General features: G+C 42.0%; 10 protein-coding genes. 3 read left to right on the forward strand and 7 right to left on the reverse strand.

All coding sequences use genetic code 11. The annotated features are described in order from the left end of the window. Nucleotides 1-160 precede the first annotated feature (160 nt). The 3 genes from PTI45_RS21415 (at nucleotide 161) to PTI45_RS21425 (ending at nucleotide 3074) form a co-directional block, all read left to right on the forward strand. Nucleotides 161-862, forward strand: a complete 702-nt coding sequence (locus PTI45_RS21415) for a FadR/GntR family transcriptional regulator (RefSeq protein WP_139129312.1) — start codon at nucleotides 161-163, stop codon at nucleotides 860-862. A gap of 68 nt (nucleotides 863-930) precedes the next feature. Beyond that, a complete protein-coding gene (locus tag PTI45_RS21420; protein WP_069329611.1) occupies nucleotides 931-2166 on the forward strand; it encodes a CynX/NimT family MFS transporter in 1236 nt (411 codons plus the stop codon). A 77-nt stretch (nucleotides 2167-2243) separates the two neighbouring features. Continuing rightward, the gene (locus PTI45_RS21425) at nucleotides 2244-3074 is read left to right on the forward strand and encodes an aldo/keto reductase (protein ID WP_069329612.1); all 831 of its coding nucleotides are present in this window, start codon (nucleotides 2244-2246) and stop codon (nucleotides 3072-3074) included. A 144-nt stretch (nucleotides 3075-3218) separates the two neighbouring features. Here PTI45_RS21425 and PTI45_RS21430 read toward each other — a convergent pair whose 3' ends face one another. The 7 genes from PTI45_RS21430 to PTI45_RS21460 all read right to left on the reverse strand — a co-directional run bounded on the left by PTI45_RS21430 (nucleotide 3219) and on the right by PTI45_RS21460 (nucleotide 14866). Then, on the reverse strand, nucleotides 3219-3407 hold the full coding sequence (locus PTI45_RS21430; protein WP_069329613.1) for an aspartyl-phosphate phosphatase Spo0E family protein: 189 nt from the start codon (nucleotides 3405-3407) through the stop codon (nucleotides 3219-3221). Nucleotides 3408-3616: 209 nt separating this feature from the next. Then, nucleotides 3617-4363, reverse strand: coding sequence for a GTP cyclohydrolase II (locus tag PTI45_RS21435; RefSeq protein ID WP_069329614.1), 747 nt, complete (start codon nucleotides 4361-4363; stop codon nucleotides 3617-3619). Nucleotides 4364-4441: 78 nt separating this feature from the next. After that, nucleotides 4442-5551 (reverse strand): FAD-dependent monooxygenase, encoded by a 1110-nt coding sequence (locus PTI45_RS21440; RefSeq protein ID WP_069329615.1) that lies wholly within the window; start codon nucleotides 5549-5551, stop codon nucleotides 4442-4444. A gap of 204 nt (nucleotides 5552-5755) precedes the next feature. Then, a complete protein-coding gene (locus tag PTI45_RS21445; protein WP_069329616.1) occupies nucleotides 5756-7963 on the reverse strand; it encodes a DEAD/DEAH box helicase in 2208 nt (735 codons plus the stop codon). Continuing rightward, entirely contained in the window at nucleotides 7960-9375 is a 1416-nt protein-coding gene (locus PTI45_RS21450) for an ATP-binding protein (protein WP_069329617.1), read from the reverse strand. The genes PTI45_RS21445 and PTI45_RS21450 overlap by 4 nt, the downstream gene beginning before the upstream one ends. A 7-nt stretch (nucleotides 9376-9382) precedes the next feature. After that, entirely contained in the window at nucleotides 9383-13021 is a 3639-nt protein-coding gene (locus tag PTI45_RS21455; protein WP_069329618.1) for a TerB N-terminal domain-containing protein, read from the reverse strand. A 159-nt stretch (nucleotides 13022-13180) separates the two neighbouring features. Then, on the reverse strand, nucleotides 13181-14866 hold the full coding sequence (locus PTI45_RS21460; protein WP_069329619.1) for an FAD-dependent monooxygenase: 1686 nt from the start codon (nucleotides 14864-14866) through the stop codon (nucleotides 13181-13183). Nucleotides 14867-14976 lie beyond the last annotated feature (110 nt).

The following is a 14976-nucleotide window of genomic DNA, read 5'->3' on the forward strand; positions in this document are numbered from 1 at the left end:
TTGTTCAGAGCAAAAGGTCTGATAGCAATATAGATTCGTCTAAGCATAATGTAATCTAACATGGAAATCACTTCAAAATTGTCTTTTTCACTTTACAATTTGGGTATAGTTCGATAAAATGTCCAATAGACCAATCATCCTACCTTTAGGAGTGAATATTATTTTTAATAAATTAGAAAAACAATCGTTGGTAGATCAAGTCTATTCACAGATTGAACAACGAATCAAAAATAACAGCTGGGCAATTGGTATGCGTATTCCCAAAGAAGCTGAATTAATGGAACAGTTCGGTGTCAGTCGTAATACATTACGTGAAGCTGTTCGTGCACTTGTTCATGTCGGTCTGTTATCGACCAGACAAGGGGACGGAACATTCGTGATCGCTAACAGTGAACTGCATTCTGTTTTGCAAAAGCGGGTACAAAATTCCACCGTTGTTGAAGTTCTTGAAGTGCGGCATGCACTCGATCGCGAAGCCGTTGCACTCGCTTGCCTTAGACGCACCGATGAGGATCTACAACAGATGGATCATTATGCTGATTTGTGCCAGCAACATATCGATGCAGGGCAGATCGCTGAATTTGTAGAAGCCGACTTTAAGCTACATCAAGCCATCACAGCCGCTTCTTACAATCAATTGCTGATTGATCTCTATGCTCACCTGTTTGAACAGATTCAAATGTCGATTACCAGTACAACTGAACTGAGTGATTCGTATTGCACAGGACATCGTAATTTGATTCAAGCGATTCGTGAACAACAAAGTGAACAAGCGATGTTGATTGTAGATGACTATATTACTTATTTTACGGATCGACTTCAGTCATTGGATCACTCTCCATCGCCTGAAGACCAAGGATGATCTATCCATGTGTTACTTATTAGGGTATCAACGCTTGAACGATCAAGTGTTATAGAAAGGACTAAGAAATGAACCGTACTTCTTTGAACGATGCGGAATCAGGATTATCCCTGAGGAATCCGCTTTTTGTATTGATTTGTATTTTGTTTACCGCTATTAATATGCGTAGCCCTATTACGGCGATCAGTCCGTTACTGGATTTGATCCGTCACGATTTCCCAGTTTCTAATACGATGGCTGGATTTTTGACCACTATTCCTTTGGTTGCTTTTGCGATTCTTTCTCCTTTTGTCGCTAAGCTAGCTGGAAAGTACGGCATGGAACGTATTATTATTATCTCGCTGATGGTCTTAACCATCGGTGGATGGTTACGTCCTTTTGGCGGACTGCCTATGCTGTTAATCGGTACATTTTTAACAGGTTTGGCGATTGCAATCGTCAATGTGATTTTGCCGGGTATGATCAAGCGCGAATTTCCTTTTCGTGTTGGGATTATGACCAGTATTTATTCGATCTGTATGAATGTATTCGCCGCTACCGCTTCAGCAGTAAGTCTACCTTTAGCTAATACGGGACTTGGTTGGAAAGGTTCGATTTTGATCTGGACGGTGCTTGCGATGGTCGCACTGATCTTATGGATTCCGCAACAACGTTACAATCAACCTGCCAAATTAATGAAACACAGTGTCAAAGCCACTCGCAGTGTATGGCGTTCTCCTTTGGCTTGGAAAATCACAATTTTTATGGGTATGCAATCTATGATTTTCTATGTATCGATCGCATGGTTGCCTGATATTTTGCAAGAACAAGGACTGACTAATATTCAATCCGGTTACATGTTATCTTTAATGCAATTTTCGATGTTGCCATTTAACTTTATTATTCCTATTCTAGCAGCGAAGCTCAAAACACAGCGTCCACTGGTATTATTCACCGTAATGTTGTACCTAATTTCACTGCTGGGCATTATCTTTGTAGATGGCTACTTATGGTGGACAGCCACTTGTCTAATTTTATTAGGGATTGCAGGCGCTTCTTCATTCAGTCTTTCCATGATGTTTTTCAGTCTGCGTACACATACTGCTAATCAAGCGGCTGATCTATCTGGAATGTCGCAATCCATTGGTTACTTGCTTGCGGCATGTGGTCCTACCCTTTTCGGGATACTGCATGATGTCACAGGCAACTGGAAATTACCGCTCAGTATACTGGTAATCGCTACTTTCGTGATTCTTTATACCGGAATGATGGCAGGCGGTAAAGGCTTTATTCATCCTGAAGAAAAAACAGCTTCTGCTGGCTAATTCAATCAAGTATGTGTGAATACCCTTAAAATCGGGTATGTTTTATAAGAGATCAGATTTAAAGGAGGAGCTAAATAATGACTACTGATTTAATTTCAGTTAAGAAGTTGAACAATGGTGTAAATATGCCCTGGTTTGGTCTGGGTGTATGGCAAGTTGAAGATGGTAACGAAGCGATTGATTCGGTAAAAGCTGCACTTAAAAGCGGTTATCGTGCAATAGATACAGCTGCTGCTTATGGTAATGAAGAAAGTGTCGGCAAAGCAATCAAAGAATCAGGGATTGCTCGTGATGAACTATTCATTACATCAAAAGTATGGAATAAAGATCAAGGGTATGAATCGACTCTTGCTGCTTTTGAAGAAACGATGAAGAAATTAGATCTAGACGTATTGGATCTCTATCTGATTCACTGGCCTGTTGCTGGTAAATATAAAGACACATGGCGTGCTATGGAAAAACTATACAAAGACGGACGTATTCGTGCGATCGGCGTAAGTAATTTCCAAACACATCATTTAGATGATTTGTTAGCTGATGCTGAAGTGGTTCCTGCGGTCAACCAAGTGGAATTCCATCCGCTATTAACGCAAACCGAATTGCTTGCGTACAGTGAAGAAAAAGGAATTCAATTGGAAGCATGGTCTCCATTAGCTCGTGGTAAATTATTCGACAACGAAGTGATCAAAGAGATCGCTGATAAATATGGTAAAGAGCCTGCTCAAGTGATCTTACGCTGGGTACTCGATAAAGGTGTCGTCGTGATCACGCGTTCGGTTAAAGAAAAACGTATCGCTTCTAACGCTGAAATCTTTGATTTCAAATTAACGGTTGAAGAAATTGATCGTATCAGTGCACTCAACAAAAATGAGCGTACCGGTCCAGATCCAGACAACTTCGATTTCTAAATCCAAAATAAAAGCTTGAATGTACTGCTATAACAGAGTGCATTCAAGCTTTTTTTTGATACAAAAAAGCTCCCGACATGTGCCGGAAGCATAATAATAACTCAAGCGCTATTCGCTATTTGAATTATTTTTCGTTATAAGCGATCAACCTACAATTGAACTACGATTGCCTAGTAAAGCTTGTTTGAGATGGTTGTATTGATTAAGTATGGAATCTACTCTTCTAGACTGGTCCAATACGCGGCGATCGTGAAGGTCATAAAACTGCACCATTTCATTAAGTTCCCGGCGCTCTAGTTCTATCGATTCCTCAATCTCTTTTAGATGTTCCAAGAAACTCACCTCCTACCGCAGTATCTTATCAAGCATTATCATGAAAACTATTCTTTTCTATACAATCTTCTACAAGCCTAGTCTTCATCAAACAGTACAACATGTAAATAGAGTACTTTCTAAGAATTTTACCAAACGATTCCTAATTCTACCATATCAGATTTACACGTACTTTATATTCTAAAGTGAATGATACCGTCAACCTTTAATTATATATCAAAATGCCCTGAACGAGCTACTTTTGTTTTTAAATATTTTTCATTAAATTCAGAGATATCGCCCCATAATGGTACACGTTCTTTCACTTCGGCTCCTGAACGTTGTAACGCTTCTAATTTGCGCGGATTATTTGTAATCAATGTTACCGGCAATGTACGTAGATGATTCAACACATTTATCGCGTCATCATAATTACGCATATCATCTTCAAATCCAAGTTCTAGATTCGCTTCTACCGTATCCATTCCTTGTTCTTGCAAGACATAAGCCATCGCTTTGCTGAATAGACCAATACCACGTCCTTCATGATTTGCCAGATAAAATAACGCACCTGATCCGTGAGCTGCAATCATTTTCATCGACTGCTTCAATTGGAATCCACAGTCACAACGCTTACTTCCAAAGATATCACCTGTATGACAAATACTATGCATCCGAATTAAAGCATCTGGAGATTGTTTGAAATCACCATATACAAGTACACTCGATTGTTGCGCTTCTGCTAAATTAGATGAAGATAACATTTCAATAATAGCCGCTTGATCATAATCACCTTCACCGCACAAATTCCCCGGCATACTATCGCATCGCAACCAGCAATACCACTGGAATACAACAGTCTCATTGTCCAAATTGACAGGTAAACGAATCGGTCCTACTAAGTAGATTGATTTATCTGCACTCGGTACGATTTGAATATGATCTTGCAAAGCCGCTGTAATTTTAGGATTAATCATTATTATTACCTCCAGAGTCCATATGTTCATGTTCTATCCTGTATATGATTGTAGATACGTTATATGAAGTGATATGGATTATATGCCTTCATGTTGGAAAGATGCAAATTGTGCGCGAAAAGCAGCTTCTTTGACCAGTTGGCTATCCAGTTCAGCCGCAGTCTCAGGACGACGGGCATGTTCAAATTCTTTTAATCGGCTTGCGCTAAACTGATGAGTAGACAGCGCATCAATGAGAATCGGAGCCAATACATGAGCATCCTTCATTGCGCTATTTACACCAATAGCTCCGGTGGGGCTAAATGTATGTGCCGCATCTCCCATAATGACTAATCCATCTTGCACCCATGTATCACAGACACAGCTCTGCACTTTGAGCAATACGAAATCTTCCCATGAACGGATATGCTGATCGACAATAGGTGTTAATTCAGGAAAGGCTTCAGTCAGTGAGCGCACAAAAGATTCAAAAGGAGTCTTGCGTAATTGAGGATACGTATCTTGCGGAATATTCCAACCGATTTGGAGATACCCGCCTTCTTGACTGAAAACCGATAACTGCGCATCTTGTGCCAGAGCCATTCGTACCGTTGCAGGCCACTGTGCAGGCGCAGGAATACGTGCCCATAATAGATCAAATCCATGCTTTACAATATCCGCATGAATCCCCGCCAGCTTACGTACCGAAGAATATCGACCATCTGTACCTACTACAATCTGGCTACGGATGGTTAATTCTTGCCCTTCATGTCTTACTTTAACACCGTTAACAGACCCATACTGTGGATCTCGTATCAGGTCAATCACCGTGGTATTCATCATCAATTCATAATTAGAATACGGCAAAGATTGATCTAATAGAACCTGTAGCAGATGCTTTTGCGGTACATGAATACCGGTATGTTGTTCTCCAGGTGCAGGTTGAATCGTTTTGATGATTTGACCATGCTGAAAATATTCTACACGTTCCATCAGCAATAGCCCTGCTTCACGAACTTTTTCATAAAGCCCGTATTGCTTCAGAATCTGCTCACCCTGTGTATTCAAATGTTCACCACGGAACTCTTTATCAATATGACCATGACGTTCTAACAAAATAACAGATACTCCTTGTGCAGCCAGTAAATAACCTAACAATGCACCGCCAGGCCCTGCTCCAACTATACATACATCTGCAACCTTTTCCATCAGATTGTTCTCCTTACCTTGCTTTTCAGTAGCTTTATTTATAATAGTTCAAATAGTAATTTTTATTACTTACTTTTAATAAGTTAATTATATTTTAAGATGCTAATCCTTGTCAACTTTTGCATAGACTGCAATCAACAACCTGTTTACGTAACCGAAAAAGCCAGAGCATCATTACGCTCTAGCTTCTTTATCGGTTGCAGATCACAAATTAATTTGAGGTTTCTGGGAATGTAATCCACTTTTAAGACCTTCTATATCTAATCCATCTGTAGCAAAGGCTTGCCGAACAAGCATCGGTTGAATAAATTCATCGTATTTGCCTAAATACGGAGCTTCTTCTTCTGCTAGTAATTGCTCTGGATTCTCAATCCGTTCACACTCTGCAATAATCTCAGCAGCAATCTCGGCGGCATCAGCTTGACCAGATACCACGAAGTAATACGGTTCTAACGGTGTCACTGATCGCAGCCCTAGACGCTCAGATAGATTGTTTTTGAGCAAACGCTCCAGTGTACGGAAAGGTTTGCTTCCAATCCATGGCAAAATAAAGCAGGAATCACCTCCAGCAGGTAACACGATTTTTTTGAGCAAATCGGTTTCTCTCGCTAATCGACGGGCTCGCTCTAATCGTGCTTTAGCTTGTGGAGCTAGATATGGATAATGATCGTTCGATGCCAGAATCTCACGAATCTTCTGCATAATCATCGTATCCATATCCCCACCAGCACCAAGCCAGAGCGTATCGACTTTCCCTTTGGATGACTTCACATAGACAGCACGGTGACGACTATCAATCTCTTCCACTTTCCAGAGCTTACCTGCTAACGAAAAACAGTACCCCGGTGGCGGAACAGTAGTAATCGAACCAATTTCTTCAGATCCATTGTAGACAGCATGTTCTTCATCGTCTTTGAATACCGCATAGAAACGGAAATTGTTTACGATCTTTTCACCTGCTAGACCGATAATCAATGTTCCTTCTTCGGTATATTGAAGATGATCCAGTTGCAGTAAATATTGTAGAAAAGACTGATATTGCTCTGCACTAAAATGTCTAAAAGGCGGTAACGTCAAAATAGCACGTGCTAATTCAGCAGGTTCAGCTTCGCCCATACTTTTGAGAATACTCATCGTCTGGTGATACAGAATCCCTATCGGTAATTTACGTGCACTGAAAGGCTCGACCCATTTCTGCTTCACATACAATTCGATGACTGCAATCGCACGCAACATAATCCACGGCATACGTGCAGGTAATTGCGCTTCTTCATCTTCTTCTTCTGGACAGACGAAGATCATTTCTGAGACCGAACCTTCACGCCGTCCTGAACGTCCTAAGCGCTGTACAAAGCTGGAGCATGAATAAGGCGCTCCTAACTGGATCACACGTTCAAGTTCTCCTAGATCGATCCCGAGTTCAAGTGTTAACGTAGCGGCGGCAACAGCAGGCCCATATCCTTCACGTAAAGCGGCTTCGGCTTCTTCTCGTAACAATGCCGAGATACTGCCATGATGCACATGAAAAATATCAGATTCATGACGATTAGCCGCGACAGCTCTCATTTCAAGCGTAATGTATTCAGCATCTGAGCGACTATTAGTGAAGATCAGTGCTTTTTTATGATGAGTCTGATCGTAGATAAAGTTATGATACGCCTGTTGAGCATATTCTAATTGTTGCGCTTGTTCTTCATTACGAGCATTGGGAAATGAAAAGTGTTCGATACTGAGGCGCAATTTGCGATTGCCTTCAGGCGATACGATCTCAACCGGTTGCCCTGTGCCTGCGGCTAACCACTGCGTCGCACTTTCATAATCACTGAGTGTGGCAGATAATCCGATCCGTTGCGGACGACAACCACCCATACGCTCAATACGGGATAATTGAGATAATACCTGAATGCCACGATCGGCTCCCATAAAAGCATGGACTTCATCAACAACGATATACCGTAGATCACCGAATAATGCCGGAATCGAATTGGGACGATTCATCAACAATCCTTCCAGTGACTCCGGTGTAATCTGTAAAATACCTGAAGGATTTTTCATCAGCTTGGTTTTCTGTGACTGAGGGACATCTCCATGCCAGTGCCAGACCGGAATATCTGAATCTCGCAATACGCCTTTGAGCCGTTCAAATTGATCATTAATTAAAGCTTTGAGCGGCCCTATATATAAAATGCCTACCGATTTGGACGGATGCTCATGTAAAGCCGTTAATGCTGGAAAAAAAGCAGCCTCTGTTTTACCAGAAGCTGTCCCTGAAGCGATAAGCAGATGATGAGGTGTGTCCAGAAGGACGCGACAAGCTTCCACCTGTGCTTCACGCATTTCTTTCCATCCACTGCGATACATGTATTCTTGTATAAACGGAGCCAGTCGGTAAAAGGGATGATTTCTACTCATAAATCAAACTCCGCTAAAAAATCATCCACTTCATCTTTAGGCGCAGACGGTTGAGGAGCTGTCCCGCTTGATGTTGCACGTTGATTCGATGATGGATTAGGCACTACATCAGGATCTGCACCATATCCTCCACCATGTGAATTTGTTGGTGCTGTCGCTAACTGCCCTAACAATTCATCGAATGATAATTCTTCATTGAAATGAAGAGTATTCAGCAAATCTACAAAATCACGCACTACTTCACGAGGTGTCAGCAATTCTTCTGCACCCATCCGGGAAACCGCAATTTGCATAAAAGCGACCAGTTGATGTTGCTCTAATGTCGATTGGTATTTGTGATGCTGACTATGAATATCACGTAGCTTTTGTAGCATTAACAATATTTCTTCATGAGATAACATTTCCAAACGAATCACAGGACCTGCAAAATTTTTGGTTCCACTGCTACCGAACCGACTTTCAGATAAACGGGAACGCAGCGCTTCATAGCTATATAATCCACGACGAGGATCTTCTACAAATTGAGGTGTTCCACCGACAAATACACCCAGATGCCCTGCTTTACCCTGCATCGTATCATTGAAGATCGTGAGTAGCTTTTCATAATTACTTTGACGGGAGACGCTATTGGAAATTTTGTATAAATTCACGCCTTCATCGACAAATAATAGCAACCCCTGATAACCGATACGAGCGGCAAATTCTGCCCATAATTTCATATAATCGTACCAGCCATCATCATCAATAATGACGCCTACATTCAGTTCACGTCTGGCTTCGGTACGGGTTGGATATTCGCCACGTAACCAGCGTAGTGCCGATTGCTTGAGTGTATCTTCCCCTAAGCGAATCCCTTGCCAGTACGCCGACAACACTTTGGCAAAATCAAATCCGTGTACCCAGCCTTCCATTTCTGATGTTACCGAATGGATACGACGTTGCACTTCAATCCCGATCGAAGGATCATCGGCAGATACATTATTTTCTTCCATTACTTGTTGTTGTAGTGTGGATATCCATTTCTGTAACATCGACTCAAGAGCTCCGCCATCTGGACGGGTACGTGTCGATAGATTGGTCATCAGTTCACGGTATGTTCCAAGTCCTTGACCTTTCGATCCTGTAAGACGACGTTCCGGAGATAGATCGGCATCGGCTACCACAAAACCGCGATCCATTGCATAATTGCGGATCATTTGCAGTAAAAAGCTTTTACCGCTACCATAACGACCTGTAATTAATTTGAAAGCCGCTCCGCCATCAGCGACATTATCCAGCTCACGTAGAATCGATTCCACTTCATATTTACGACCAACCGCTACATGTTCCAGACCGATACGGGGAACAACCCCTGCCGCAAAAGAATTCACTAATGCGGTGGTGATACGTTTGGGTATTTTCACTTCATTCATTTTCTTTTCACCTCATGATGATTGCATCAAGCACTGTTCTATATTCTTCCATAATCGTACCTTCTTCAAGTAAAAGGTCACCGATTGTATCCATCGCCAGATCATTAATTTCATCAACTAGCAGTGCTGGCATCGTGCCACCTTTACTAGCAATATCACGTAAAACAGAATCGCTAACTTCATCCAATAATCCCGCCAAAAATTGAATATGATGCGGTTGTAGACCATCGATCCAATCTTGCCACGCTTCATCCCATTCAGCAGGTAAAGGAGACAGAATAGTGATTGTCGATAAATCGGTTGGTTGTATATTAGACAAGGACGGTGAAGCCACTGGAAGTTGTTCTTCGTTTTCCACTTGTGCTGTTGACTGTAATTGCTCGGTTCCCTGTACTTGCTCTGCTTGTTGCATAGTTGGTTCTGGTGCAGATTGTTGAGTTTGCTCTAGTTGTTCTTTCGCTTCGAGCGCAGGAGCATCAACAGCTACAGCATGTTCAGCGATCCATGTTGTCCATTCTTCTTCACTACTGATTTTTTCTTCTTCCCGTAAAGTCAGCATTTGGCGAACCACATCCGAATCGGCTTGTAATTGCTCTAATACGGATGTATCGATCTGCACTTGTCTTGGTGCAGGCACTTCTTCTTGCACTGTAAATATACGCTTGATATACCGTTCAATCAAGCGAGCAATTTCAGGCTCAATTGGTGGATTAATACGCAGTCGACCACTAAATTCGAGATGACGACGTAGTTCATTTTCAGTTAATTTGACGATACTGGTTAGAAAATCTCGTAAAGGCTTATGTTCGCACAAAGGTAATCGTCTGACAGTAGCTGTTCGACCATAGATGGTTGAGTCATAGACAGCACTGCGGAACAGATAGCGCTCTGTTTCCCGATAGACGGTTGGACGGAAAATTTGAATTAGACGTGCGCCCTGCTGTTTTTCCAGAAAAGCATCGACAGCCGCTAATACTTTGGGCACATATTCTTGAATCCATTCGCTACCCTTTTCAACATAAAAGCGACTACGTTCAATATCGTAATCCAGTAAACGATGTAATAGTTCAAATGGAATCTGTACAGGCTGTGATGACCAGATACGCTCCCATTCCAGATCATCCAGTTCGGTTGGTAAATGGTCTGGCGCTGCAATCATCAATTCGCTTAACGATTCATTCAGTCCATGTACTTGCCCAAAGTCCAATACCCACTGTGGAATATATCGATCTAATTTAATAAATTTTTTACGATATTGACGCCATAAATTCATTAAATATTGATGTCCTTCTAACGGTTGTTGCCAGCCTGCTCCATTAATAATCTCATAACACATTAAGAAAATATAAGACAAATTGGTTGCAGGATATCGACCTTCACGCACTTCTTGTCGCCAGTAGAAATACCACTTTTTCTGTCGCCAGGTCATACTTTCGTAAGTCGGCCAGTAGCTCATAAAGGGTACAAATTCAGCTTCTTCTTCCCGATGTTCAATCATTTCATGAGCACGCTTCGCAAAAATGTGTTCTGCGGTCTGAATCGCTGACTTGGAACGTAGTTCTTCATCGGTTTCTACTAAGGTAGAATTGGACGATTCAGCATAAGAAACATATACCGGTGCTAGATCTGTATTCATCGTAGCAGCTTCTTCGTGATCGTGTTGAATACGATGATCGGGAAGCTCAAGATTTATTTCTGCTACAGGGTTCTCTACAGCATCTTGTGAATGTACCACTTGATGTTCAGCATCATCGATAGGTGGAATTTTCCATGAAGACATCGATGCACAATCTACAGGAATATAAGATGCCTGCTGCTTGGAATTCACTACTTTATACGTAGCTGGTTGTTGAAGCTCCATTTCATAACCACTGATCTCATCCGGATCACGATCACGTGAAGGTCGCTCTGAGATCGACTCTGGTGAGAGGTTTACAGAAGGAGTATCTTCTTTTTTATATTGAAAAGACTGTAGCCAGCCTTGATGGTCATAGATAATATGATCTTTTTTCCAATCTTCGTCTAATGTGGTGTCTGTAGTATCTATAGAAATATCAGCTGGACGCTCAGGGATACGCAATCCACGTTCTTCGGTTCCCCACTCAAATTCAGCAAATCCACCTTTACGTTCACTCACTTGTGGCAATCCAGATTGAAGTGCACGCTTCACCATCATTGGAAAAGCAGGTGGTAATTCAGTCAAAGGATGGTCAGGATCAACAATCGCATATTCACGCACAACCGAATGAAATAATTTGAGCAGACTGGTCTGAGCCGTTCGCATATGAGGTTCATCTAACTGTTGACCTTCTGCATAGATCGCTAAACGTAAGCGAGTGGTTAACTTATTCATCGCTTTATAGACTTTGCTTGTCACACTATCTGTTAATTCATCAGGTTCTAAATAAATAGCAATATCGACGCCACCTGGTAAAATGGCGGCTCTTCCAGTCAAAAGACTTGCAGGCACAGCTATAAGTGGTAATGTCGATTTGTTTTTGGCAGTACTCGTCTTGCTCGATAGTTCAGACGCTTCTTGCCAGTACGAACCAAGTGTGGGTTGCCACAATTTTTGCAATCCAGTCAATAGAGGCTTTTTCCCAATAATGGCAATCTTACATGCTGGAAATTTACGAATATATTCTTCCAGAAAATGCTGTAAAGACTCGCTGTGTCTCATCATGCCACCTAAGATGCCGCCTGAAATTCCCCAGTGTGTCAAAAACTCAAAATGCTGTTCTAGATCACGCTCTGTCGGCAATACCAAATCTGGAATCAACAATTGTTCCCACGGTCCGCTCAGTCGTTCAGAACCACGCTGAATAATCTCTTGCGATGTTAATTTACTATTTTTATCAAGCGATGTTCCGTCAGCCATTCTCCCCATCGGCCCTAGCCCTAATTCTCGTAGAACATCGGCTTCAATCTGTCCATGCTCATGAAGACCCACATAGGTTCCAGATGCACCAAGACGACGAGACAATTCTACCGCAGGATAACGAATCCCACTAATCTCAATCATCGGCACTGCTGTCACTTGTCCGACACCATTTTTGGCATCTCGTCTACCTTCTAACACCCATTTGGCTTCTACATGTACCCCATCGGTAAATTCTTCGGGAGCCGCATAAGGAATATAGTCGTCAGCCACTTGAAAATTCTGATCTTGTGCATAAGCAGGATCAATACCATAAATGATTTCTTCATCCACCGTATCCTCTAAATAATGATCAAGATCATCGACAGCATAACTGGATTCAGCTGAAGTCGAGATCGCTATCGTTGTGGTAGGCTCGCTTCCTCCTGATAAGACGGCTTCTGCACTTCCATCATAACTAGCATCAATAGGGGTACCGTCAAACAACTCTAATGTGCCCGGAACTAATCGTGCTAATCGAGTGTATAATTTATGCGCTTCTTCTGGCTTGAGCAGACATTCACTATGCCCGTAAGAAGAATGTTGCCATCTATGATCAGCATTACGAAGTGTTTTACCCATAACCATCTGCTGTACTTCCTCAGCTTGTTCCTCTTCCACGACTCCATCTGCACGCGAAATATGCAGGAAAAAGCCTCGATCTTCTTCGAAGCTTAATAATGCCGTATAGGTTCTATCTGTATAGGATATTGGCGATGGTGAATGCATAATAGACTCCTTGCCTTTCCTTCAATAATATTGATAATCCGTTTGGTAAACATAATATCCCATTATACATGAACCCGATGGGAGAATGGTATAGGTTACGAACATATTTTCGTTTATTTCTTTTTATTTTCTACAGTTTTTCTACAATTGCTTACAAATTTATAATCTGGCTGGAATCTGAAAAGAGCGATGTACCCAACCGATCAGATCCATTTCATCACTCAGACCTCCGATATAACTGATATATCCATCCGGGCGAATCAGTACATATCCCCCTTTGCCCATGCCATAGCGCTGATGAAGATCATGGTCTGCGTCCACATGAATATGAGAAGGTAACGGTAAAGAAGTCATTAACGGATGATCTGGTAACCAAATATGCACGTCAATAATATCTTTCCATTTCACAGCCACTTGAGTCAGTAAAGAACGGTGATCCGGTTCGTCGATATCATCTTCGAGTGTTGGTGGCTTAGGACTTGGAATCACAGGATGTTCTCCTGCAAATAAAAGTAGCGTATGTCGAGGCGATTGTCCGTATCCTCCATCAGGTACTCGTTCTCCTGCATGAAGCATCGGGCGATGCCAGCCTTTGCCTTGTTGTACGATTGGACTACGGTCATATGCTATACCTGTTTCTGAAAGTAAGCGGAATAAGCGTTTTTGAATTACTTTACGTGAAGAGAGTAACGGAGCGACTGTATTGCGAATAGCGATCGGTACAGAATGACGTGTAGTCGCTAGCTTGGTGAATAATGATGTACCTCGTAACAACTGCTGTCCAATCGGTTCACGTTCAGCATGATAACTATCCAATAGACTCTCCGCAGCATACCCCTGACACACTAGCGCTAATTTCCACCCTAGATTAAAAGCATCTTGTATCCCGGTATTCATCCCTTGTCCACCAATCGGTGAATGAATATGAGCGGCATCCCCTGCTAGAAAAATAGATCCTGTGCGATAGTTTTTCACTTTACGCTGATGAACAGCGAATTTTGCCAACCAGATCGGATTAGACATATTTACTTTGATCGGCAGACAAATATCCAGTACTGCTTGAATATCGGCTAATGATATCGATTGATCTTTGGAAGAAGAAATCACATATTCAGGTGGCATCCCGATAATGACTCGATGTCGATGATTTAACATCGGGAAAAAGGCAGTCAGATAGCCTTTATTAAGATACACATGCAGTTTGTTATGATCTTGCTTCCAATCGATCTGTACATCTGCCAAAGCAAACGATTGAGCTAACGCTTCGCCTTCAAATGGAATCCCGCTCAGATGACGAACCGTACTATGAGCGCCATCACAACCTACTATCCAGCGTGCAGATATCTCTTCTTCTAACTGAGCGTCACCTGCCATATGTTGCACGATAGCATGTACCTGAGAATGTTCTTGATCTCCCTGATGTAATGATATTAATTCAGTTTGCCGTTCTACAGTGCCACCTAGTGCTGTTAAGCGATCAATAAGTACCTGTTCGGTGATATTTTGTGGAACCATCAGCACATAAGGATAAGGGCTCTGGATCAATGAAGGGAACTCGACCTGTGCGAGTACTTTGGTATAGCTTGATGCTTGCATTCCGGTGACTTGATGTCCTTGAGCGATTAATGTATCTGCTACCTCTGCTTGATGTAATAATTCTAATGTCCGTGCCATCACACCTAGCGCTTTGGAATAGATCGAAGGATGAGCACATTTGTCGATAATACGATATGAGATGCCGCGTCTCGCCAGTTCAATCGCAAGCGTCAGCCCTGTAGGTCCTGCTCCTACAATCAATACATCACAATGATGAATATCCCGATAACCATTAGAATGAATCGTCATAGCTACACCTCCTTTGATCTACAACATAAAGGTACTCTTTATTTCAATGATTGTATCGTACTGTATATAGTAAAAGCTCGCTTTCTTAGAAACAGAAAAGCGAGCTTTTA

It is taken from the genome of Paenibacillus nuruki (assembly GCF_001721045.1).
Taxonomy (GTDB): Bacteria; Bacillota; Bacilli; order Paenibacillales; family Paenibacillaceae; genus Saccharibacillus; species Saccharibacillus nuruki.